Source organism: Bradyrhizobium sp. BLXBL-01 (assembly GCF_051853025.1).
In the GTDB taxonomy this organism is placed as follows: domain Bacteria; phylum Pseudomonadota; class Alphaproteobacteria; order Rhizobiales; family Xanthobacteraceae; genus Bradyrhizobium.
The window spans coordinates 3,051,469-3,074,363 of sequence record NZ_CP182471.1; the positions used below are offsets into that span (position 1 = coordinate 3,051,469).

A 22,895-nucleotide genomic window follows, 5' to 3' on the forward strand; every position below is an offset into this window, starting at 1 on the left:
GCAAACGCTTCACCGGTGCATGAAAAACATCATCCGATCATGATGATAGGGGCCGAGCCGATCTGGCTGCATCGCTCTTATGGTGAATCCGGACGAGGACTGCAGCGACACGCTTCATGCTTTGTTAGCCCACAACGTCCACCGTCCCGAGCATCGATTAATCCTAATCGAAGTTTGTTGCGTTGCGTACCAGAAGGGTAACACTCAATGTCCGGTATTGTTCTCTCCGCATCGGTTCGTCAGAACCTGCTCTCCCTCCAGTCCACCGCTGATCTTCTCGCCACCACCCAAAGTCGTCTGTCGACCGGCAAGAGCGTCAACTCGGCTCTGGACAATCCCACCAACTTCTTCACCGCGCAGTCGCTCGACAACCGCGCCAGCGACATCAACAACCTGCTCGACGGCATCGCCAACGGCGTGCAGGTGCTGCAGGCTGCCAACACCGGCATCACCTCGCTGCAGAAGCTGATCGACTCCGCGAAGTCGATCGCGAACCAGGCGCTGCAGACCACGGTGGGTTATTCCACCAAGTCGAACGTCTCCACCACCATCTCCGGTGCGACGGCGGCCGACCTGCGTGGCACGACGTCCTATGCGAGCGCCACGGCGAGCAGCAACGTCGTGTATAGCGGCGCGGCCGGCGGCACCACCGCGGCGACCGGCACCACGACGCTCGGCGCTACCATCGGCTCGTTCACGGGTACGGCGGGAACGGCCGGCGATGGCACCACGGCGCTGACCGGCGCCATCACCCTGATCGCCACCAACGGCACGACTGCAACGGGCCTCGCCAGCAACGCCCAGCCCGCCGACGGCGACACGCTGACCGTCAACGGCAAGACCATCACCTTCCGCAGCGGTTCTGCTCCGGCCTCGACCGCCGTTCCGACCGGCTCGGGCGTCAGCGGCAATCTCGTCACCGACGGCAATGGCAACACCACGGTCTATCTCGGCACCGCCGGCACCCCGGCTGCGACCGTGAGCGATCTCTTGACCGCGGTCGATCTCGCCAGCGGCGTCAAGACGGTATCCATCAGCTCGGGTGCTGCGACGATCGCGACCAGCGTCAACCAGACCGCTTCGAGCGTTGGTGCGGGCGCCGTCACGCTGAAGAGCTCGACGGGTGCGGACCTGAGCGTCACCGGCAAGGCCGACCTGCTCAAGGCGCTCGGCCTGACCACCTCGGTGGGCGGCGGCAACGCCACCGTGAGCGTCAACCGGACCACGAGCTCAGCCTCGCTGGGTGCGACGATCACCGACGGCTCGACGCTGAACGTCAACGGCCACGTCATCTCCTTCAAGAACGCGCCGATCCCGGGCTCGACCGGTGCTCCGAGCGTTCCGACCGGTTATGGTGCCAGCGGTAACGTCCTCACCGACGGCAACGGCAACTCGACGGTCTATCTGCAGGGCGGCACGCTCAACGACGTGCTGAAGGCGATCGACCTCGCCACCGGCGTGCAGACCGCGACGGTCAATGCCAACGGCACCGCGACGCTCGCGACCGCCTCCGGCCAGACCAACTCGTCGGTCAACGCCTCCGGCCTGCTCAAGATCTCGACCGGCATCAATGCCGACCTGTCGATCACCGGCACCGGCAACGCCCTGAACGCGCTCGGCCTCGCCGGCAACACCGGCACGGCGACCGCCTTCACGGCGGCGCGCACCTCCGGCATCGGCGGCATCGCCGGCAAGACCTTGACCTTCACCTCCTTCAACGGCGGCACGGCGGTCAACGTCACCTTCGGCGACGGCACCAACGGCACCGTCAAGACGCTCGATCAGCTCAACACCAAGCTGCAGGCTAACAACCTGACGGCAACGATCGACGCCAACGGCCTGCTGACGGTCTCGACCACCAACGACTACGCGTCCTCGACCATCGGTTCGAGCGCCGCAGGTGGTGCGATCGGCGGCACGCTGACGACGGCTCTGACCTTCTCGACGGCCTCCACCCCCGTCCAGGATACGGTTGCCCAGACGGCGCGTGCGAACCTGGTCAATCAGTACAACAACATCCTCCAGCAGATTGACTCGACTGCTCAGGACTCCTCGTTCAACGGTGTCAACCTCCTCAATGGCGACCAGCTCAAGCTGGTGTTCGACGAGACTGCAAAGTCGAGCCTGAGCATCACGGGCGTGACCTACAACTCCAAGGGTCTTGGCCTCGCCGCGCTGACCAGCGGTGTCGACTTCATCGACAACGCTGCCACCAACAAGGTGCTGACCAACCTGAACTCCGCGTCGAGCACGCTGCGTTCGGAAGCTTCGGCTCTGGGTTCAAACCTGACGATCGTGCAGGTTCGTCAGGACTTCAACAAGAACCTGATCAACGTGCTGCAGACCGGCTCGTCCAACCTGACCCTGGCCGACACCAACGTCGAGGCGGCCAACAGCCAGGCGCTGTCGACCCGCCAGTCCATCGCGGTCTCCGCGCTGTCGCTGGCCAACCAGTCGCAGCAGAGCGTGCTCCAGCTGCTCCGCTAACGCGCGGGCGACATCGCAAGCAAGATCCGGCGGCGGGGCTTCGGCCCCGCCGCTTTCTTTTTGGTCACTGCTCGGAGACTTCGAGAGGGCAGGCGCCTCTCGAAAAAGTAACCAGCGGTTATGGTTAATGGAGCGTAAGCGTCAGGAATTGCCAATGATTTCAGATGGATTGCGAGCCGTGCCCGCACGTTCGACTCGCTTATGGTGAACCGGCGCTTATGCGGGCTTCATGCATTTCACCCTTTGTTAGCCATGTCACGGCACGCTGGCCCCGTCACTCGATCCGGAAGCGATCGAACGAAGACGCGTAAGCCAGAAGGGTAAGAGTCATGTCCGGTATTGTTCTCTCTGCGTCGGTTCGCCAGAACCTGCTCTCTCTCCAGTCCACCGCCGATCTTCTCGCCACTACACAGAACCGTCTGTCGACCGGCAAGAGCGTCAACTCGGCCCTGGACAATCCCACCAACTTCTTCACCGCCCAGTCGCTCGACAACCGCGCCAGCGACATCAACAACCTGCTCGACAGCATCGCCAACGGCGTGCAGGTGCTGCAGGCTGCCAACACCGGCCTGACCTCGCTGCAGAAGCTGATCGACTCCGCGAAATCGATCGCGAACCAGGCGCTGCAGACCACCGTCGGCTACTCCACCAAGTCGAACGTCTCCACCACCATCGCCGGTGCGACGGCGGCCGACCTGCGCGGCACGACGAGCTTCGCCAGCGCGACGGCGAGCAGCAACGTGCTCTACAACGGCACCGCCGGCGGCACCACCGCGGCGAACGGGACCACGACGCTCGGCGCTACCATCGGCTCGTTCACGGGTACGGCGGGAACGGCCGGCGACGGCACCACGGCCTTGACCGGCGCCATCACCCTGATCGCCACCAACGGCACGACTGCAACGGGCCTCGCCAGCAACGCCCAGCCCGCCGACGGCGACACGCTGACCGTCAACGGCAAGACCATCACCTTCCGCAGCGGCGCTGCTCCGGCATCGAGTGCGGTTGCGGCCGGCTCGGGCGTCAGCGGCAACCTCGTCACCGACGGCAACGGCAACACCACGGTCTATCTCGGCACCGCCGGCACGCCGGCTGCGACCGTCAGCGATCTCTTGACCGCGGTCGATCTCGCCAGCGGCGTCAAGACGGTGTCCATCAGCTCCGGTGCGGCGACGATCGCGACCAGCGTCAACCAGACCGCTTCGAGCGTTGGTGCGGGCGCCGTCACGCTGAAGAGCTCGACGGGTGCGGATCTGAACGTCACCGGCAGGGCCGACCTGCTCAAGGCGCTCGGCCTGACCACCTCGGTGGGCGGCGGCAACGCCACCGTGAGCGTCAACCGGACCACGAGCTCAACCTCGCTCGGTGCGACGATCGCCGACGGCTCGACGCTGAACGTCAACGGCCACGTCATCTCCTTCAAGAACGCGCCGATCCCGGGCTCGACCGGTGCTCCGAGCGTTCCGACCGGTTATGGTGCCAGCGGCAACGTCCTCACCGACGGCAACGGCAACTCGACGGTCTATCTGCAGGGCGGCACGGTCAATGACGTCTTGAAGGCGATTGACCTCGCCACCGGCGTGCAGACCGCGACGGTCAATGCCAACGGCACCGCGACGCTCGCGACCGCCACCGGCCAGTCGAACTCGACGATCAACACGTCCGGCCAGCTCAAGATCTCGACCGGCATCAACGCCGACCTCTCGATCACCGGCACCGGCAACGCGTTGAACGTGTTCGGTCTCGCCGGCAACACTGGCAGCGCCACCGCCTTCACGGCGGCGCGCACCTCCGGCATCGGCGGCATCGCCGGCAAGACCTTGACCTTCACCTCCTTCAACGGCGGCACGGCGGTCAACGTCACCTTCGGCGACGGCACCAACGGCACGGTCAAGACGCTCGATCAGCTCAACACCAAGCTGCAGGCCAACAACCTGTCGGCAACGATCGACGCCAACGGCCTGCTGACCATCACGGCATCCAACGACTATGCGTCCTCGACGCTGGGCTCGACGGCGGCCGGCGGTGCGATCGGCGGCACGCTCACCTCGGCCTTGACCTTCTCGACGGCTTCCACCCCCGTCCAGGATGGCGTTGCCCAGACGGCGCGTGCCAATCTGGTGTCTCAGTTCAACAACATCCTCAACCAGATCGATACCACCGCACAGGACTCCTCGTTCAACGGCGTCAACCTGCTCAACGGCGATCAGCTCAAGCTGGTGTTCGACGAGACCGCCAAGTCGAGCCTGAACATCACGGGCGTGACCTACAACTCCAAGGGTCTCGGCCTCGCCTCGCTGACGGTCGGCGTCGACTTCATCGACAACGCCGCAGCAAATCGGGTGCTGACCAACCTGAACGCCGCCTCGAGCACGCTGCGCTCGCAGGCCTCGAGCCTCGGCTCGAACCTCTCGGTGGTGCAGATCCGGCAGGACTTCAACAAGAACCTGATCAACGTGCTGCAGACCGGTTCGTCCAACCTGACCCTGGCCGACACCAACGTCGAGGCGGCCAACAGCCAGGCGCTGTCGACCCGGCAGTCGATCGCGGTCTCCGCGCTGTCGCTGGCCAACACGTCGCAGCAGAGCGTGCTCCAGCTGCTCCGCTAACAAGCAACTGAAATAACTGAATAAAATCGGGCGGCGGGGCTTCTTGCCCCGCCGCTCTTTTTTGCGTCCGGGGCGGGCAGGGGCGTTCATTCGCCATTAACCCTATCCCTTAAACCGGCGTTAACCATACTTTAAAGGACACCTCCTAAAACTGGACAAAAGGCCCGCTTTCCAGTCCGCGCGGCCGATTCGTATCCGGTTCAAGAGGAAGACTCGCCAATGTCCAACATCGTTCTCTCGGCGTCCGTTCGCCAGAACCTGTTGTCGCTGCAGTCGACGGCCGACTTGCTGGCCACGACGCAGGAGCGGCTGTCGACCGGCAAGAAGGTCAACACGGCGCTCGACAATCCCACCAACTTCTTCACGGCGCAGGGGCTGGACAACCGGGCGAGTGACATCAGCAACCTGCTCGACGGCATCAACAACGGTGTCCAGGTGCTGCAGGCGGCCAACACCGGCATCACCTCGCTGCAGAAGCTGATCGACAGCGCCAAATCGATCGCCAACCAGGCGCTGCAGACCACGGTCGGCTATTCCACCAAGTCGAACGTCTCCACCACGATTCCCGGCGCGACGCCCGCCGACCTGCGCGGCACGACCTCCTATGCGAGCGCGACCGCCAAGAGCAACGTGCTCTATACCGGCGCGGCCGGCGGCGTGACCCCGGTTACGGGAACCGCCGCACTCGGTGCCTCGCTGGGCTCGACGGCCGGCACCTTTACCGGCACGGCCGCGCTCGCCGCCGACGGCACCACCGCGCTGTCCGGCACCGCGACGTTGCTCGGCACCACGGCATCGACCACCTTCAGCACGCCGCCCGCCGATGGCGACACCATCACGGTGAACGGCAAGACCATCACCTTCCGCACCGGCGTCGCGCCAAGCTCGCAGCCGACCGGCTGGGGTCTCGACGCCAGCGGCCACATCGCCACCGACGGCAACGGCAATTCGATCGTCTACGAGGGAACGCCGACTGCGCCCGGTGCGACCATCAACGACGTCCTCACCGCGATCGACCTCGCCAGCGGCGTCAAGACTGCAACTATCAGCGCGAGCGCGGCGACCATCGCCGTCAGCGGCGCGGCCGGTCCCGTCGGCACACTCCAGGTGGCATCCTCGATCTCGGGCGGCGGCCAGATCACGCTGAAGAGCTCGACCGGCGCCGATCTGAGCCTGACGGGCAAGGCTGACTTCCTCAATAAGCTCGGTCTGACGGCGGCGACCGGCGCAGGCAATGCGACCGTGACTGCGAACCGGTCGACCACCGCCGGCTCGCTCGGCACTCTCGTTCAGGACGGCTCGACGCTGAACATCGACGGCCACACCATCACCTTCAAGAATGCGCAGACCCCGCAATCGGCGGCGAGCGTCGCCAACGGCTTTGGCGTCAGCGGCAACGTCGTCACCGACGGCAACGGCAATTCGACCGTCTATCTCCAGAGTGCGACGCTGACCGACCTGCTCAACTCGATCGACCTCGCCACCGGCGTCAAGACCGCCAGCATCTTCAACGGGTCGGCGACCATCACGACCACGTCGGGCCAGATCCCGTCGTCGGTGAACTCCAGCGGCCAGCTGTCGCTCTCGACCGGCGTCAACGCCGACCTCTCGATCACCGGCACCGGCAACGCGCTCAGCGCGTTCGGCCTCAGCGGCAACACCGGCACGGCGACCGCCTTCACCGCGGCGCGCACCTCGGGCGTCGGCGGCATCAGCGGCAAGACGCTGACCTTCACCTCCTTCAACGGCGGCACACCCGTCAACGTCACCTTCGGCGATGGCACCAACGGCACCGTCAAGACGCTCGACCAGCTCAACGCGCAGCTTCAGGCCAACCACCTGACCGCGACGATCGACGCCAACGGCGTACTGACGGTCACCACCGTCAACGAATACGCCTCCTCGACGCTGGGTTCGACCACTGCCGGCGGCACGGTCGGCGGCACCATCACCGGCGTCCTCGCCTTCACCACGGCGCAGCCGCCGGTTCAGGATCCCGTCGCGCAGACCGCGCGCTCGAACCTGGTCAACCAGTTCAACAACATCCTGGCGCAGATCGACACGACCTCGCAGGACTCCTCCTTCAACGGCGTCAACCTGCTCAACGGCGACACGCTGAAGCTGGTCTTCAACGAGACCGGCAGCTCGACGCTCAGCATCAACGGCGTGGTGTTCAACGCGGCCGGCCTCGGCCTCAGCAACCTCGTCAACGGCGTCGACTTCATCGACAACGGCGCCACCAACAGGGTGCTGGCGAGCCTGAACGCCGCCTCGAGCACGCTGCGCTCCGAAGGCTCCTCGCTCGGTTCGAACCTGTCGATCGTGCAGGTGCGTCAGGACTTCTCCAAGAACCTGATCAACGTGCTGCAGACCGGCTCGTCCAACCTGACGCTCGCCGACACCAACGAGGAAGCGGCCAACAGCCAGGCGCTGTCGACCCGCCAGTCGATCGCGGTGTCCGCACTGTCGCTGGCCAACCAGTCGCAACAGAGCGTGCTGCAGCTGCTCCGCTAATCCGCAGCGCAACTTCGCTATTGGAGATTTCGCGGCGGGGCTGACGCTCCGCCGCTCTTTTGAGGGAGATCGCTAAGACAAGATTAGCTGAGATCGACGCGCGTCACGACGAGCAAGTTTACATCGTGCATGCGTGCATCTAGCGTCGCGCTGACGAAGGACTCCGCGCCCCGTAATTCTGCGGAGTGCTTCCAAGCACGGTACGTAAGCAAATCTTAAGCGGTGCTGCCTAGGGTTGGGAAAGAAATCCTTAAGCGCGTACAACGCGCTAGGTAACCTCCAGGGTGTGATTGATGTCGAATTCCGCTGCCTCGGCTTATGCGCGTGTTGCAACCACCACCGCATCTCCTCGCGACATCGAGGCGCAGACTCTGCTCAAGGCCGCCAACAAGCTCCAGGACGCGGTGAACAACGCCGATCCGCTCAGCGAGCAGACCATGCAGGCCCTGATGTTCAACCGCAAGCTCTGGACCATCTTCCTGAGCGAGGCGATGCGTGACAGCAATCCGCAGCCGATCGACGTCCGGCAGAAGATCGCCAACATCAGCGTGTTCGTGCTGAGCCAGACCGCCGCGCTGCAGATGAGCCCGCAGTTCGATCACTTCCGTCCGCTGATCGAGATCAACCGCAATATCGCGGCAGGCCTGTCCGGACGGCCGTGACCGGATTCGTGATGGTCGCCATCACGAGCACATCGGCGAAAACTCTCAATGTCGGCAGGATCTAATCGCGGCTGGTGGTCTTGCCTCGGCATGCGAACTCCGCGCTGACCGGCGACGGCCAGACGCAGAGCAGAAACTACGGCATCGATCTCGTGATCGTCAGGCGCTGACGTCGGTGCTGAGCGGACGCGAGGGCTCGGACTTCATGTCCAGTGCATGGAAATAGGCACGCCGGCGCAGCATCGCCTCGTCCGGGAACTGGTTCACCACCGTGTCGGTCCTGTCATTGACGACCTGAAAGACGAAGGACGCGGCCGCCTGGTCGAACACGACCTGGCGCGAGATGTTCTCGTGGTTCGGCACATCATTGCGCACCGGCGCGCCGGTATCGGCTGCGGCGACCGTCTGGCTCACCGGAAGATCGGTTTGCACGGCCTCGTTCGCCGCCGCGTTGGACGTCGTCACGATCTGAATGGGGGCCGGGATCCCCACCGGCCTGATGCTGAAATCTGTACTCATGGCAGCCTCCTGGTTGCCTTACGTGAGTCAAATCCCAACCCCTCTAATCGCGCAAGCATGGAACACCAGGACTGAAGACCCGGTAAGGAAACGTGCCTAACCGCGCGACGCCGTGGCCGCGCGGTTTTTCTTAAAATTGTCGGCTGTTCTCCTGCCCGCTCAGAGCGAGCGGCTGACCGCCAGCGGGGTGATATGGCGCGGACCCGGCGCTGCGCGGCGCCCCGCGGCCGTATAGGTGTTCGGCACGTTGCGCTTCTGGATCTCGGCGTTGACGCCGCGCACGACGCTCTCGGACACCGCGTGCGCGGTGGCGAGCACGGTGAGATTGACCTGGAGCATCGCGCGGAACGCATCGTGGTGGCGATGCAGCGTCGAGAGCAGCTCCGGCGCGGACTTCGCGAGTTGCGGCTGGTTGGCCTTCAACTGGCTGACGGCAGCGACGTAGTTGCGCGACAGCTCCTGCTTCTTGCCTTCGAACGACATCGCCTCGCGGACCTTGCCGGCGCGGACGAGCTCGGTCTCGCGCTCGATCAGCGCGAGCAGGGCGCTCATCGCATCCATCAGCTCTTCGGCGAGCTTGCGCGCCTCGCCGCTAACGGGGGCGCTGTTCGGACGCTGGGTCTGCATCGGCTGACGTGAGGCGTTGAAGTGGTTCATCTCGTTTGACCTTATGCCGTCCGGATCGTTTTCGCCTGCTGCAGGATGAGGGTACGGTAGACGTCGCTGGCGACGCCGACGCCGCCGGCCTTGGCGAAGTTCTTGGAATATTGCTCGGTCAGCATCGAGCGCCACACGCCGGTGCCGGGCGTGTCGCCGAACGGACCTTCGCCCTTCAGGCCCGAGGTCATCTGCGCGAACATGCTGTTGAGGAACATCGCCTCGAAGTCGGTGGCGGTCTTCTGAGCCTTGGCCTGCTGCTGCGGCGAGACCTTTTGGAGTGCAGCGGCGAGCTCGAAGTCCGGCCGGCCGTTGCGGCTCTCGACCGAGAAGGCCGAATTGGTGGCGAGGCGAGGGGTGTTGATCGCGCTGGTCTGCATCACATCACCTCGATATCGGCTTCGATGGCGCCCGCGGCCTTGATCGCCTGGAGGATGCTGATCATGTCGCGGGGGCCGATGCCGAGGCCGTTGAGGCCGTCGACGAGCTGCTGGAGCGAGACGCCGTCCTTGACGAGCGCCAGCTTCTTGCCGTCCTCGGTGACGGTGACACTGCTGCGCGGCGCGACCACGGTGCGGCCGCGCGACAGCGGATTGGGCTGGCTCACCTGCGGGCTCTCGGAGATCGTGACCGTGAGGTTGCCTTGCGCCACCGCGACGGTGGCGACGCGGACGTCGCGGCCCATCACGATGATGCCGCTGCGTTCGTCGATGACGATCTTGGCGGCGAGATCGGGGTCGACCTGGAGCTGCTCGATCTCGGTGAGGAAGGCGACGACGTTGCCCTTGAACTCGGGCGGAATCGACAGCTGCACCGTCGAAGGATCGATCGGCTCGGCGGTCTTGACGCCCAGATAGTCGTTGATTGCGGCCGCGATGCGCTTGGCGGTGGTGAAGTCGGGGTTGCGCAACGCCAGGCGGACGTTCGGCAACCGGTTGAGTGCGAACTCGATCTCGCGCTCGATGATGGCGCCGTTGGCGATGCGTCCCACGGTCGGCACGCCGCGCACGATCTTGGCGGCCTCGCCCTCGGCCTGGAAGCCGGAGATCGCGAGCGAGCCCTGGGCCACCGCATAGACATTGCCGTCGGCGCCGAGCAGGGGAGTGACCAGCAGGGTGCCGCCCTGCAGATTCTTGGCATCGCCGAGCGCGGAGACGGTGACGTCCATGCGCGTGCCCTGGGTGGCGAAGGCCGGCAGGTTGCCCGTGACCATCACGGCGGCGACGTTGCCGGTGCGGATGGTGGCGCCGCGGATGTTGACGCCCATGCGCTCCAGCATCGCCTGCAGCGACTGCTTGGTGAAGGGGATGTTGTTGAGCGTGTCGCCGGTGCCGTTGAGGCCGACGACGAGGCCGTAGCCGATGAGCTGGTTCTGCCGCACGCCCTCGATATTGGCGAGGTCCTTGATGCGCGAGGTCGCCGCCGCCGAGGTGACCGACAGCGCCAGCGCCGACAGCGCGGCGCAGGCCAACCCAACAATCCTCACCCAACGAACGCCTGGCATCTCTGCTCCCCAAGGCCCCCTCAAAAAAGGCCCCTCAAATCGGAAAGGACTTGCACGACACTCCCATGACGAGCTGGTCCGGCGCTTTCCTTGCGAGCGCTGTGCCAACGCCTGATAGCGAGGGTAGGTGGCTGAATAGGTTGAATAAATCTGTTTCGACCGGTGTCAGCACTCGTTCGCCCTGAGGAGCGAAACTGCCGCCTGCCGGCAGATTTTGCCGGGCCGTTTACGCACCGTTAACCATAAGACAGCGAAGGTGAGGCATCGATCACCCGGATTCTTTCCGATGCGCATCTACGGACCGAACGGCACCACGCTTGGAGCGCCGGCCAGCCAGGCCAAGCGGACGGGCTCCGGCACCTTCGTGCTGCCCGACACCTCATCGGCGCAGGAGACGCGGAACGCTGCCGCACCGAAGGCCGCCGCCAACATCGATGCGCTGCTGGCGTTGCAGGGTGTCGAAGAGGATCCGGTCGAGCGTCGCAAACGCTCGGTCGCCCGCGGCAGGACTGCGCTCGACGTGCTCGACGATCTCAAGATGGGGCTACTGTCGGGCAATCTCGACGCCTCGACCGTGATGCGGCTGCGCGATGCCGCGGCGAACCTGAAATCGTCCTCGGGTGATGCCGGTCTTGATGCAGTGCTCTCCGAGATCGAGCTGCGCGTCGAGGTCGAGCTGGCGAAGGCCGGGCAGGGGTAGTCGCGCAGGGTGTCGTCGGCCGGCTTGGCCGGGCGACCCAGTATTCCAGAGAAAGTTGTCATTGAACCGATAGGCCGCGGCGTACTGGATGCCCCGCCTTCGCGGGGCATGACACCCAAGTTGGGTTGGCGAGCAAGGATCTCGCATCTGCGCCTACGCCGCCTCTTCCTTCAACTGCGCATCGTAGCGGCGCTGGGCGGCGAGCACGTCTTTCAGATTCTGCTCGGCCCAATCGCGTAAGGGATCCACCGCCGCCGCCAGCGTCAGGCCGAGCTGGGTGATCGAATATTCCACCGTCACCGGCACGGTCGCTATGGCACGGCGCCTGATCAGGCCGTCGCGTTCGAGCGACTTGAGAACCTGGCTCAGCATCTTCTGCGAGATGCCTTCAATCGTGCGGCGCAACTGATTGAAACGCATCGGCTCCTCGCGCAGGAGCAAGAGGATCAGCACCGCCCATTTGTCGCCGACGCGATCGAGGATCTGGCGGGTGGGGCAGTTCGCTGCGTAGACGTCGGGTTTCATCGTCGGTCCTCGGAGATCCATACCGTTGCTTGGGGTCCGCATGTCGGTTGTATGCGATCAGTTACCTCAGCGTAATCAGGTAAGCACAAAGTGCTCTCTTAACACCAGCATTCTTGGCGATATCTAGTCTCCGTTAGTTACCACAGAAGCAAAGGAGCCTTCCATGAAAATCGCAGTCGCTGGCGCCTCGGGCCGGGCGGGTTCGGAGATCACCAAGGAACTGTCCCGCCGCGGCCACGCCATCACGGCCATCGCCCGGAACCCCGAGAAGATCGCAGCCCTGCCGAACGTCACGCCGACCAAGGGGGATGTGCTCGACCAGGCGGGCCTTGCCAAGCTGTGGGCCGGTCACGACGTCGCCGTGAGTTCCGTGCACTTTCTGGCCAGTGATCCGCTCAAGCTGATCGGTGCGGCGAAGGACTCCCAGGTCGGGCGTTACCTCGTGGTGGGCGGCGCCGGCAGCCTCGAGGTTGCCCCGGGCGTGAAGCTGGTCACGACTCCCAATTTTCCAGCCCAATACAAGGCTGAAGCGGAGGCAGGATCGGCCTTCCTCGACCTGCTGCGGCAGGAAAAGGACCTGAACTGGACCTTCATCTCGCCCTCGGCGCTGTTCGTGGAGGGGGAACGCACCGGCAAGTTCCGGCTCGGGACCGATCAGCTTCTCGCAGATGCGAACGGCAAGAGCTGGATCACCTTTGCCGACTACGCCATTGCGCTTGCCGACGAGATCGAACGGCCAGCCCACCTGAAGCAGCGCTTCACGGTCGGCTATTAAGGCCCGCCGTCAGCCTCCGAGCCCTCAGGGATAAACCTTCCTGTGCAAGGGCTTGGGGGCGAGGACCGGGCGGTGAGGGAAATATTGTCTGTCACGGGAGGCCACTATATAAGGCCCGGCTCAACGGACCTCGGTCCGTCCACGAGTCGTTACTTAAGAAGATAGGCCTCCCTTGGAAAAGTTGAAAAACTACCGACCGACCGACAAAGAGCCTTTCATGAACGACCGGCAGAAGGAGTACTTCCGTGTGAAGCTCCTCGCCTGGAAGGATGAGATCCTCAAAGAGTCCAAGCTCACCCTGCAAGCCCTGCAGGAGGAGAACGTCAACCACCCCGATCTCGCCGATCGGGCCTCGTCCGAAACCGACCGTGCCATCGAACTCCGCGCCCGCGACCGCCAGCGCAAATTGATCGCCAAGATCGACGCCGCGCTCCAGCGTATCGAGGACAACACCTACGGCTATTGCGAGGAAACCGGCGAGCCGATCTCGTTGAAGCGGCTCGAGGCCCGGCCAATCGCGACGCTCTCGGTGGAAGCGCAGGAGCGCCACGAGAAACGCGAGAAGGTTTATCGCGACGAATAAAGGTCCGAGCCGCAGAGATGCGGCTCTTTGTTTTTGGACGCAAGGCGCCGTTTCGCGCCGTGCTCGGCATATTGCCCGCGGCTTGCCGTCGCGCCGACCATGGCCACGGTGCGATCGCGAAAAGTGAATCGCGATCAACGGGCTAGACTGGATTGCTCCGAGCTCACGTGAGTTCGGATGAGAAACAGCCTTCACTTCAGGTGCGGGAGGTTTTGCGAGTCGCATCAACGAGATCGACTCTGAAGTTGAGACGCTGATCCAGCTGCATCAAGCATCGCTGCAATCAGGCCTGCTGCGACGTCTCAAGACGTGTATCCCCATAAAGCCTGGACCAGCTCAATATTTCCTTAAACGCCGGCAACAGGCCGTAGGCCGCATCGGTCAGCTCGTACTCGACCCTCATCGGCTTCTCCGCGAAAGCAGTGCGCGACACGAGGCCGTCCCGCTCGAGCTCGCGCAGCTCCGTGGAGTCGCCGTCGCAAACGCTGGTCAGGTTTTCCATACCGGTCTCGACTTCCACTCTACTTGTCCGCCAGGCCATAGTGACCAGATGCGTGCCTGTGCAGGGGCCACCGAACCAATTTGCCGGTCCGTGCAACGAGGGGAAGCTGGTCATGAGCACTGTTCTGGTCACCGGCGGGTCGGGCTTCGTCGGTATCCATGTCGTCCTGCAACTTCTGGCCGCCGGCCACGCCGTGCGGACGACCGTGCGCCGGGCGGAGCGTCAGGCCGATGTGCTCGCCATGCTGCGCGAGGGCGGGGCAGCAGCGCCCGAGAGCGTGGCCTTCTTCAACGCCGACCTGATCCGGGACGACGGTTGGCAGGCGGCGGTCGCGGGTTGCGATTACGTTCTCCACGTGGCGTCCCCGCTGTCGACCACCGTGCCAACCGACGAGAACGAGATGATCATTCCGGCCCGCGACGGAACGCTCCGGGTGCTCCGGGCCGCGCGCGCAGCCGGCGTCAGGAGGGTCGTCATCACCTCGTCGCTGGGCGCGATCGGCTACGGCCATCCGCCGCGTGACAAGCCGTTCGACGAGACCGAATGGACCAATCTCGCCGGTGTCGACGGCCAACCCTACGTCAAGTCCAAGACGCTGGCCGAGCGAGCGGCCTGGGATTTCGTCGCGCGCGAGGGCGATGGGCTGGAACTGTCGGTGATCAACCCCGCCGGCATTTTCGGGCCCGTGCTGGGGCCGGACTTTTCCGGCTCGATCGAGATCGTCAGGTCGCTGCTCGACGGTGCCATGCCGGCCGTGCCGCGCGTCTATTTCGGCGTGGTCGACGTCCGCGACGTCGCCGAGCTGCACCTGCGGGCGATGACCGCGCCGGAGGCGAAAGGCGAGCGCTTCATCGCGGTCTCCGGCGAGACGATGTCGATCCTCGACATCGCCCGCGTGCTCCGCCGGGAACTCGGGCCGCGGGCGCGCCGGGTTCCGCGGCTCCAGGCTCCGGACTGGCTGGTGCGGCTGGCCGCGAGCCGGATTCCGCTGCTGCGTGCGGTGGTGCCGATGCTCGGCAAGGTCAGGCATTCCACCAGCGCCAAGGCCCGGTCGCTGCTCGGCTGGCAGGCGCGCTCCAACGAGGAGGCGATCCTTGCGACCGCCGAGAGCCTGATCCGGCTCGGCTCGTCAAGAGCTGAGGGACGCCACCTGCGCTTGTCAGGCCGGAGCTGGGATGCTGAAGTGCCGCCTTGGACTGCGTAGCGTGGGAGGCGGCGCCGATGAACAAGACTCTCGAAGCCGCAAAGGCGATCGCGCTGGCGCGCCGCAACCATGCCCCACTCGCGGCGCTGGAGCGTCCCCCTGCGGATGAAGCCGAGGGCTATCAGGTCCAGCGCACCCTGCACGATCTGCTGCTGCCGCATGTCGGCCCGCTCGTCGGTTACAAGATCGGCTGCACCAGCCAGGTGATGCAGGACTATATCGGCATCCCGCACCCTTGCGGCGGCGGCGTGTTCCAGAAGGGGGTCCATGACAGCGGCGCCAAGCTCGCCGCCTCGAATTATGTCCGCGTCGGCGTCGAATGCGAGATCGCGGTGCGGCTGAAGCGGGACCTTGCCGCCGGCGAAGCGCCGTTCACGGCCGAATGGGTCGGCGAGGCGGTCGAGTCCTACCATCCCGCGATCGAGATCGTCGACGACCGCTACGTGAAATGGGAGACGATGGGCGCGCCGACCCTGATCGCCGACGATTTCTTCGCCGCCGGCTGCGTGCTGGGTCCCTCGGTCCCGCGCTCGTCGGTGCCGGACCTGAAGGCGGTCAAAGGCCGCGCCATCGTCAACGGCGAGGAGGTCAGCCACGGCACCGGCGCCGACGTGCTCGGCCATCCCCACAACGCGCTGGCCTGGCTCGCCAACCATCTCGCCGCCGAGGGCAAGGGGCTGCACGCGGCGCAGCTCGTGCTCACCGGCAGTCTGGTGAAGACGCTGTGGCTGAAGGCCGGCGACAAGGTGCGCATGGAGCTGGACGGGCTCGGCGTCGTGGAGGCGGAGTTTACGTGAGGGGGCCGGATCACCAATTCGTCGTTGCGGGCTTCGGGACAGACAGAGAGTGGATGTTCCACCGAGAGGAGCATACGCATGGGCGTATCAATCTGCCTGCTCTTCGTTCGGGGACGGGAGATCGCCGAAGTCCTCGACTCTGTCGAGCTTGCAACCACGGAAGAGCGCCGCTCGACCCCTTTGGTTGAGCGTGGGGCTTTTGTAACTGCGACGCTACCCTCTGGATATGCTCTGATCTGGTCGAACACCTGCGACGAACGGCGGTTTTCACCGGCCATTCTGGTGAAGCTATCCGCGAGCGCGGAGATCGTCGTCCTCTCCGTCGAAGAACACGTGATGTTCTCGCACGCGCAGGTCTGGCGTGATGGACGACAATGCTGGTCGCTTCAGCACAGCGGCGACGTCGACACCACTAACCTCAAATCCAGCGGGGATCTGCCGCCGCTCTTCGACAAGCTGCGTCGCGACCAGGAAGAATTGAGCGCCTTGGACCAGGATTTTTTCGACATTCCGGTGAAGCTCACCGAGCACATCACCGGCTTCCGATACGATCAAAACTACGTATGGGAGACCGAGGAAACCTATACGGTGCTCGCCGCGACCGCTTCGGCCCGGCGGCCGTTCTGGAAATTCTGGTGATAATACGAGTGCATGTTGACCTTTTTGGCTTCCAGGAAGAGACACTCGCAATAGCTGTGTGTAGGGCGGCGATGCTGTCTGTCTTTGGCAGAAATACATGCGGCCTCCGGCAGGGGAGCTACCGGAGGCCGCGTTGTACATCGTCGTTCGCGCCTAGGTTTCGCGAGCACGATGTGGGAGCTCTTGAAGAGGCTTAGAAGGGCAGCAGCACGTCCATGACCTGCTGGCCGTAGCGCGGCTGCTGCACGTCGGTGATCTGGCCGCGGCCGCCATAGGCGATGCGGGCCTGGGCGATCTTGGTGGAGTCGATGGTGTTGTCGCTCTGGATGTCCTCGGGGCGGACGATGCCGGCGACGATCAGCTCGCGAATCTCGAAGTTGACGCGGATCTCCTGCTTGCCTTCGACGACCAGGTTGCCGTTCGGCAGCACCTGGGTCACCACGGCGGCGACGTTGGTCTGCAGGGCTTCCTTGCGGTCGACGCTGCCCTTGCCCTCGCTCGACGAGGTCGAGTCCGCGGTCAGGACCCGGCCCGGTAGGATCTTGTTGGCCTGGGTGATCGTCTGGGCGCCAATGAAGTTGGTGATTCCCGAATCTTCCTTGTTGGTGCGGCTGCGCGAGGTGTCGTTCTCGATGTTGGCCTTGTCGGTGATGTTCACGGTCACGGTCAGGAGATCGCCGACCTGGCGGGCGCGCTGGTCCTTGAAGAAGGCGCGGCTGCCGTTGCGCCACAGCGAGTTCGGATTGTAGGAGGCCACCTCGGGCTTTGGCATCGGCATCTGCACCGGCTTGTAGCCGGGCTGCGTGGTCGGATTGTCGATGGCCGACAGCTTCGGCTGCTCGCCGATCTGCGACAGGCGGTCGATCGAGGAGCAGCCGCTCGCCAATGCGCAAGTCGCCAGCAGCAGGGCGGAGATCGCGATGCGACGAAGGCGGGAGGCCGAACTGAACGTGGACATGAATCTACTCTGACTTGGCTGGAGCCTGCGAGAGGCGAACTTGCGGAATCTGGGCTTGGGCGATCTCGGCCGTGGGCGTCTGGATCAGGCTCTGCGCCAGGGCCGCGGCCGCCGGCACGGCGTCACGCTTGACCGACGAGGTCTGCTCGACCGCCGGCGCCATCGGCGCCGACTGGCTGGCGCCCTGGACGGTCACCTGGCCGCGGCCGGTGACTACGCCGGTCAGCGTGCGCTTGGACTGCAGATTGAGCACGCTGACGGTGTCGCCCTCGGCGCCGCTCTCGATCGCCTTGCCGCGCGTGGTGAGATAGAGGCCGGGCACCTGGTAGATGATGGTGACGGCCTGATCGCGCACCACGAAGTCGGGTCTGACGAGGTCGGCGGCGCGGATCGGCGTACCCGCGCGCATTCCTCGGCGCAGCTGCATGCCGATGCTGCGGTCGCGCGAGGCGGGCTCGCCGGCGACCTCGGCCTTCGGCCGGCGCTCCAACGACAGGTCGGAGGATTTCAGGAGCTCGGCGCGGTCGATGTCGCGGGTCAGCACGGCCACCTCCACCGTCTCGATCGCGGTACCGGCGAAGCGCAGCTTGGTCGGCGCGGCATTGCCGTCGTTGGCGATCTCGAAGGCGATGTCGAAACGGCCGCTGCGGGCATCATAACGGGTTGCGACCGGCTGCAGCGCGCCGCTGTTGGAGGCGTCCAGCCGCATCTCGGCGACGCTGCGGTCGAACGTGATGGTGAGGTTGGCGGCGTCTCCGAGGCCGAAGCGGCGCTCGAGCGCCGCGGCGACCGCGTTTTCGATATCCTTGCTCGCGAGGGTGCGGGCGAGGCGGGTGACCTGCACCTCCTTGATGTCGCCGGTCATGACGCCGATCACCTGCTTGGCCCGCAACACCGACAGCACCTGGCCGACCGTCAGCGTGCCGGTGGTGCCGAGATCGGGCGAGCGGTAGACCGGGATCAGCGCGGCGGATCCGGCGTTGTCGATGAGATCGCCGACCCGCACCACGTCCGAGGTCACCGTGACGCTTGCGCGCAGCGTCGGCGCGGCGATGAAATCGTCGGCGGCCGCTGCCGGCAAGGCCAGCGCGAGAAGGGTCGAGATTGTGGCGAGGGTGGCGCGGATCATCGTCATCACCTCAGCGGAACAGCGCCGTCGTCGATTGCATCATCTGGTCGGCGGCGCTGATCACCTTGGCGTTCATCTCGTAAGCGCGCTGCGCGGCAATCAGGTCGCTCATCTCCGAGACGACGTCGACATTGGCCTGCTCGAGGCTGCCTTGCGTGATCTTGCCGTAGCCCTCGGAGTTCGCGGTGCCGTCCTGCGGCGCGCCGGACGAGGGCGTCTCGGTGAATTGGTTGTTGCCGACCGGCTGCAGGCCCGCCTTGTTGATGAAGCGGGTGATGCCGATCTGGCCGACGATCGAGGAGGTCGATGAGCCCGGCAGCGTCACCGAGACCTGGCCCTGCTCGCTCACGCTGATGCCCGAGGCATTGTTCGGGATGGTGATGGTGGGCTGCACCGGGTTGCCCTGCGCGGTGACGACGCGGCCCTGATTGTCCATCTGGAAGGTGCCGTCGCGGGTGTACTGGAAGGTGCCGTCGGGCATCAGGATCTTGAAGAAGCCCTCGCCCGAGACGGCGAGATCGAGGTCGTTGCCGGTCTGCGACAGCGTGCCCTGCGTCATGCTGCGCGGGGTGCCGACGGTCTTGACGCCGCCGCCGATGTCGACGCCGACCGGCAGGATGGTGCCTTGGTCCGACGATTGGGCGCCGACGCGGCGGACGTGCTCGTAGATCAGGTCCTGGAATGCCGCCGTCTGCTTCTTGAAGCCGGTGGTGCGGAGGTTGGCGATGTTGTTGGAGATCACCTGAACGTTGAGTTCCTGTGCCGCCATTCCGGTCGCTGCGGTGTGAAGCGCCTGCATCTCAGTTCTCCTTCAATCAGGCCGGAACGTCGGCGAGCTTGTCGATCGCCGATTTGTGGAGGTCGCTCTGCTGCTGCAGCAGGTTGGCGATCGCGGTGTAGCTGCGCATCACCTCGACCATGCGGGTCATCTCGCCGACCGCGTTCACGTTCGACTTCTCGATGTAACCCTGCTGCAGTGTGGACTTGGCGTCGGCCTGCTGGTTTGCCGAGCCGGCGGCATAGAGATTGGCGCCGAGCTTGGTCAGCCTGGCCGGATCGTCGAACGACACCATGCGGATCTTGCCGCGGATCGAGTCGGTCTTGGCCGTACCCTCGAGCACCGTGACGGTGCCGTCGGGCGCGACGTTGATGTCGTGGTCGGTCGGCTGGAAGGTGATCGGGCCGGCATTGCCGAGCACGAGATTGCCGTCGGCGGTGACGAGCTGGCCGGTGCTGTTGAGCGAGAACTTGCCGTCGCGGGTATAGAGCTCGCCGCCATTGGCCTGCACCGCGAAATAGGCGCCGCCGTTGATCGCGATGTCGAGCGGATTGTTGGTGGCCTCCATCGGCCCCTGGCCGATGTCGCGGAAGGTGCCGCGGTCCTGGACATAGGAGACCCGGCGGTCGCGACCGATGAAATTGTCTTCACGCGCGTTCGAGTTCAGATACTCCTCGAACAGCGAATGGTCGGCCTTGAAGCCGTTGGTGTTGGCATTGGCGACGTTGTTGGCGATGACATCCATCTGCCGCTCCAACGTCATCTGCCGTGACAAGCCGATCAGAAGCGCGTTCTGCATCGGAAATCTCCCCTGAGCGGATCTGCCATTTCGCTCTCCCAAGCGCCTTGGCGGACCCCGTGACCGAGACCGTCGGTTCTCCCAAACCGTGTGGTCTCGGCCCTTCCTCAGCGAAAGCCGTGCCAACCAAAAAAGATGAGTTTTCTCAATATCTTGCAGATTTTTGAGGGGCGCGAACGGGCGGCAGAAAGGTTCTGTTAGCCATGTTTGCCCGGCAGATTTTTCCTAGCAAAGGCCCAATCGAAAGATTCCGTTAACCATTATTACCGTAGCGTTTGCGCATCAGAGGAGCGCATTGCGCTGGGGCATTCGTATCGCGTCATTGTCTGCCAGGAGGCTTCGCTCTTTCGACCCCTTTGAGAGATGAACGGGCGCGGCGACCATGGCAGAGAATGACGAAGGCGGCGCAGCCGCTGATGGCGCGGAAGCCGCCCCGCCGAAGAACAAGCTCAAGCTCATCATCATGGTCGTCGGCGCGCTCGCCGTCCTCGGCGGCGGCGCCGCGACCTGGTTCTTCTTCTTCCGTCATGGCGGCGACGAGCATCATGCCGAGGCCGCACCGCCGCCGAAGCCGCCGGCCTTCGTCGACGTCCCCGACATGATGGTCAACCTTGCCGGTGCGCCGGGCGAGCGCGTGCAATATCTGCGGCTGAAGATCGTGCTGGAGCTGAAGGAAGAGAAGCAGATCGAGGCGATCAAGCCGACGATGCCGCGTGTCACCGACATCTTCCAGACCTATGTGCGCGAGCTGCGCCCGTCCGACCTCAACGGCTCGGCCGGCATCTTCCGCCTCAAGGAGGAGCTGACCAAGCGCGTCAACGCGGCGGTCGCCCCGGTCCAGGTCAGCGCCGTGCTGTTCAAGGAAGTCGTGGTCCAGTGAGCATGACGGACTAGGGATCATGGCGGGCAACGACCAAGTCGACCAGGATGCAATTGCCGCCCAGTGGGAGGCCTCGCTCGATAGCGAGGATCCCGCCGAGGCGGCAAAGGCTGCCGCAGAGAACGAATTGTCCGAGACCATGGCCCTGCAATGGGCGGCCATGGTCGAGGACGGCAGCCGCGATCTCGGCAGCGGCAAGAATTCCGGCGAGCGTGTGCTGTCGCAGGAGGAGATCGACAATCTCCTCGGCTTCACCGTCGGCGACGTCACGCTCGACGACCATTCCGGCATTCGCGCGATCATCGATTCGGCGATGGTCTCCTACGAGCGCCTGCCGATGCTCGAAATCGTCTTCGACCGCCTGGTGCGGTTGATGACGACGTCCTTGCGCAATTTCACCTCCGACAACGTCGAAGTCTCGCTCGACCGCATCACTTCGGTGCGCTTCGGCGACTACATGAACTCGATCCCGCTGCCCGCCGTCCTCACCGTGTTCAAGGCCGAGGAGTGGGAGAACTTCGGCATGGCGACGGTCGATTCCAACCTGATCTATTCGATGATCGACGTGCTGCTCGGTGGCCGACGCGGCACCAGCCAGCTGCGCATCGAGGGCCGGCCCTACACCACGATCGAGACCGAGCTGGTCAAGCGGCTGGTCGAGGTGGTGCTGGCCGACGCCGAGCAGGCGTTCCGGCCGCTGTCGCCGGTGACCTTCACGATCGACCGGCTCGAGACCAATCCGCGTTTCGCCGCGATCAGCCGTCCCGCCAACGCCGCGATCCTGGTGCGCCTGCGCATCGACATGGAAGACCGCGGCGGCAACGTCGAGCTGCTGCTGCCCTACGCGACCATCGAGCCGATCCGGGGCGTCCTGCTCCAGATGTTTATGGGCGAAAAGTTCGGCCGCGACCCGGTCTGGGAGGGCCATTTCGCCACCGAGATCGTGCAGGCCGAGATCGCGGTCGACGCCGTGCTCTACGAGGCCGACATTCCGCTCAAGCAGCTCATGCGGCTCAAGGTCGGCGACACGCTGCCGCTGGACATGCGCGCCGACGCCAACGTCACCGTGCGCTGCGGCGACGTCACGCTGACCGAGGGGCGGATGGGCCGGGTCGGTGACCGTGTCGCGATCCGTGTGACGAAACCCTTGCGCAAGCCAAGTACGACACTTGCGATGTTCGAGAAGGTTGACGAGCAGAACAAGATGATGGAGGCCCCATGAACCACTCCCTGGGAATGGCGATCGAGACGCTGGTGGCTATCCTGCTGATGCTGACGATCGTCTACTGCGTCATGCTCAACAAGCGCCTGACGCGGCTGAAGGCGGACGAGCATTCGCTGAAGGCCGTCATCGGCGAGCTGATCACCGCGACCGAGATCGCCGAGCGCGCGATCGGCGGGCTGAAGCTCGCCGTGCGCGACGTCAACGAGAACCTCGGCAGCCAGCTCGCCGCCGCGACGCAGATGTCGGACCAGCTCTACAAGCAGCTCGGCGAGGCCGACAACGTGGTGCGGCGCCTGTCCAAGATCGCGATCGCGGCGCGTCCCGTCACCAATCCGGAGACGGTCGCCGCGCCCGCGGCAAAGCCGTCGACCGCGAAGGCGGTGGCGGCCGCCGCCGAAGCCTTCTCCGAGCGCCGACGATCCAACGGCCTTGCCGCATGAAGCCTGGGT

Annotated in this window: 23 protein-coding genes; 13 read left to right on the plus strand and 10 right to left on the minus strand. The window is 64.8% G+C overall.

Features of this window, described 5'->3' with window-relative positions:
• The first annotated feature begins 207 nt into the window (after positions 1-207).
• The 4 genes from ACNJYA_RS13815 to flaF all read left to right on the plus strand — a co-directional run bounded on the left by ACNJYA_RS13815 (position 208) and on the right by flaF (position 8,272).
• Positions 208-2,487 carry a DUF1522 domain-containing protein gene (locus tag ACNJYA_RS13815; protein ID WP_260379927.1) on the plus strand — a complete coding sequence of 760 codons (2,280 nt, stop codon included), beginning with the start codon at positions 208-210 and terminating at the stop codon, positions 2,485-2,487.
• Positions 2,488-2,816: 329 nt separating this feature from the next.
• Positions 2,817-5,096: a DUF1522 domain-containing protein gene (locus ACNJYA_RS13820; RefSeq protein WP_172782861.1), complete on the plus strand. Its 2,280-nt coding sequence runs from the start codon at positions 2,817-2,819 to the stop codon at positions 5,094-5,096.
• Between the two features lie 219 nt (positions 5,097-5,315).
• Positions 5,316-7,610, plus strand: a complete 2,295-nt coding sequence (locus ACNJYA_RS13825) for a DUF1522 domain-containing protein (protein ID WP_439366637.1) — start codon at positions 5,316-5,318, stop codon at positions 7,608-7,610.
• A gap of 293 nt (positions 7,611-7,903) precedes the next feature.
• The gene (gene flaF / locus ACNJYA_RS13830) at positions 7,904-8,272 is read left to right on the plus strand and encodes a flagellar biosynthesis regulator FlaF (RefSeq protein ID WP_018642830.1); all 369 of its coding nucleotides are present in this window, start codon (positions 7,904-7,906) and stop codon (positions 8,270-8,272) included.
• 159 nt (positions 8,273-8,431) lie between these two features.
• Here the strand turns inward: flaF and ACNJYA_RS13835 are convergent, their stop codons facing one another.
• The 4 genes from ACNJYA_RS13835 to ACNJYA_RS13850 form a co-directional block, all read right to left on the minus strand.
• Positions 8,432-8,791: a hypothetical protein gene (locus ACNJYA_RS13835; RefSeq protein WP_172782863.1), complete on the minus strand. Its 360-nt coding sequence runs from the start codon at positions 8,789-8,791 to the stop codon at positions 8,432-8,434.
• A 159-nt stretch (positions 8,792-8,950) separates the two neighbouring features.
• The gene (locus ACNJYA_RS13840) at positions 8,951-9,448 is read right to left on the minus strand and encodes a hypothetical protein (RefSeq protein ID WP_439403106.1); all 498 of its coding nucleotides are present in this window, start codon (positions 9,446-9,448) and stop codon (positions 8,951-8,953) included.
• Between the two features lie 11 nt (positions 9,449-9,459).
• Positions 9,460-9,828, minus strand: a complete 369-nt coding sequence (gene flgJ, locus ACNJYA_RS13845) for a flagellar assembly peptidoglycan hydrolase FlgJ (RefSeq protein ID WP_172782865.1) — start codon at positions 9,826-9,828, stop codon at positions 9,460-9,462.
• Complete coding sequence (locus ACNJYA_RS13850; protein ID WP_036027924.1) at positions 9,828-10,952, minus strand: flagellar basal body P-ring protein FlgI; 1,125 nt, start codon at positions 10,950-10,952, stop codon at positions 9,828-9,830. The genes flgJ and ACNJYA_RS13850 overlap by 1 nt, the downstream gene beginning before the upstream one ends.
• Before the next feature lie 286 nt (positions 10,953-11,238).
• On the opposite strand from ACNJYA_RS13850, the gene ACNJYA_RS13855 reads away from it, so the two are divergent.
• Positions 11,239-11,652, plus strand: coding sequence for a flagellar assembly protein FliX (locus tag ACNJYA_RS13855; RefSeq protein ID WP_172782866.1), 414 nt, complete (start codon positions 11,239-11,241; stop codon positions 11,650-11,652).
• A gap of 153 nt (positions 11,653-11,805) precedes the next feature.
• Here ACNJYA_RS13855 and ACNJYA_RS13860 read toward each other — a convergent pair whose 3' ends face one another.
• Positions 11,806-12,177: a winged helix-turn-helix transcriptional regulator gene (locus tag ACNJYA_RS13860; RefSeq protein ID WP_025037390.1), complete on the minus strand. Its 372-nt coding sequence runs from the start codon at positions 12,175-12,177 to the stop codon at positions 11,806-11,808.
• 163 nt (positions 12,178-12,340) lie between these two features.
• Here ACNJYA_RS13860 and ACNJYA_RS13865 point away from each other — a divergent pair, with 163 nt between their 5' ends.
• Together ACNJYA_RS13865 and dksA are read left to right on the plus strand one after the other, a co-directional pair.
• Positions 12,341-12,952 (plus strand): NAD(P)-dependent oxidoreductase, encoded by a 612-nt coding sequence (locus ACNJYA_RS13865; RefSeq protein ID WP_172782867.1) that lies wholly within the window; start codon positions 12,341-12,343, stop codon positions 12,950-12,952.
• A gap of 217 nt (positions 12,953-13,169) precedes the next feature.
• Positions 13,170-13,535, plus strand: coding sequence for an RNA polymerase-binding protein DksA (gene dksA / locus ACNJYA_RS13870; RefSeq protein ID WP_246571501.1), 366 nt, complete (start codon positions 13,170-13,172; stop codon positions 13,533-13,535).
• A 283-nt stretch (positions 13,536-13,818) separates the two neighbouring features.
• Here dksA and ACNJYA_RS13875 read toward each other — a convergent pair whose 3' ends face one another.
• Positions 13,819-14,055 carry a winged helix-turn-helix transcriptional regulator gene (locus tag ACNJYA_RS13875; protein WP_439403107.1) on the minus strand — a complete coding sequence of 79 codons (237 nt, stop codon included), beginning with the start codon at positions 14,053-14,055 and terminating at the stop codon, positions 13,819-13,821.
• Positions 14,056-14,149: 94 nt separating this feature from the next.
• Between ACNJYA_RS13875 and ACNJYA_RS13880 the strand changes: the two genes are divergently transcribed.
• From ACNJYA_RS13880 to ACNJYA_RS13890, 3 genes are all read left to right on the plus strand, one after another.
• Positions 14,150-15,241 (plus strand): SDR family oxidoreductase, encoded by a 1,092-nt coding sequence (locus ACNJYA_RS13880; protein ID WP_439403108.1) that lies wholly within the window; start codon positions 14,150-14,152, stop codon positions 15,239-15,241.
• 17 nt (positions 15,242-15,258) lie between these two features.
• Complete coding sequence (locus ACNJYA_RS13885) at positions 15,259-16,038, plus strand: 2-keto-4-pentenoate hydratase (protein ID WP_172782871.1); 780 nt, start codon at positions 15,259-15,261, stop codon at positions 16,036-16,038.
• Positions 16,039-16,116: 78 nt separating this feature from the next.
• Complete coding sequence (locus tag ACNJYA_RS13890) at positions 16,117-16,677, plus strand: hypothetical protein (RefSeq protein ID WP_271501339.1); 561 nt, start codon at positions 16,117-16,119, stop codon at positions 16,675-16,677.
• Positions 16,678-16,870: 193 nt separating this feature from the next.
• On the opposite strand, the gene flgH is transcribed toward ACNJYA_RS13890, so the two are convergent.
• The 4 genes from flgH to flgF are packed head-to-tail and all read right to left on the minus strand — an operon-like array spanning position 16,871 to position 20,341.
• Positions 16,871-17,635: a flagellar basal body L-ring protein FlgH gene (gene flgH / locus ACNJYA_RS13895; RefSeq protein WP_172782872.1), complete on the minus strand. Its 765-nt coding sequence runs from the start codon at positions 17,633-17,635 to the stop codon at positions 16,871-16,873.
• A gap of 4 nt (positions 17,636-17,639) precedes the next feature.
• Positions 17,640-18,764, minus strand: a complete 1,125-nt coding sequence (gene flgA / locus ACNJYA_RS13900; RefSeq protein ID WP_439403109.1) for a flagellar basal body P-ring formation chaperone FlgA — start codon at positions 18,762-18,764, stop codon at positions 17,640-17,642.
• Positions 18,765-18,774: 10 nt separating this feature from the next.
• On the minus strand, positions 18,775-19,563 hold the full coding sequence (flgG, locus tag ACNJYA_RS13905) for a flagellar basal-body rod protein FlgG (protein ID WP_172782874.1): 789 nt from the start codon (positions 19,561-19,563) through the stop codon (positions 18,775-18,777).
• A 16-nt stretch (positions 19,564-19,579) separates the two neighbouring features.
• A complete protein-coding gene (gene flgF, locus ACNJYA_RS13910; RefSeq protein ID WP_439403110.1) occupies positions 19,580-20,341 on the minus strand; it encodes a flagellar basal-body rod protein FlgF in 762 nt (253 codons plus the stop codon).
• Positions 20,342-20,723: 382 nt separating this feature from the next.
• On the opposite strand from flgF, the gene fliL reads away from it, so the two are divergent.
• The 3 genes from fliL to ACNJYA_RS13925 are packed head-to-tail and all read left to right on the plus strand — an operon-like array spanning position 20,724 to position 22,886.
• Entirely contained in the window at positions 20,724-21,221 is a 498-nt protein-coding gene (fliL, locus tag ACNJYA_RS13915; protein ID WP_172782876.1) for a flagellar basal body-associated protein FliL, read from the plus strand.
• A gap of 19 nt (positions 21,222-21,240) precedes the next feature.
• Positions 21,241-22,443 (plus strand): flagellar motor switch protein FliM, encoded by a 1,203-nt coding sequence (gene fliM, locus ACNJYA_RS13920; protein WP_172782877.1) that lies wholly within the window; start codon positions 21,241-21,243, stop codon positions 22,441-22,443.
• Positions 22,440-22,886 (plus strand): DUF6468 domain-containing protein, encoded by a 447-nt coding sequence (locus tag ACNJYA_RS13925; RefSeq protein WP_172782878.1) that lies wholly within the window; start codon positions 22,440-22,442, stop codon positions 22,884-22,886. Before fliM ends, ACNJYA_RS13925 begins: the two co-directional genes overlap by 4 nt.
• Positions 22,887-22,895 lie beyond the last annotated feature (9 nt).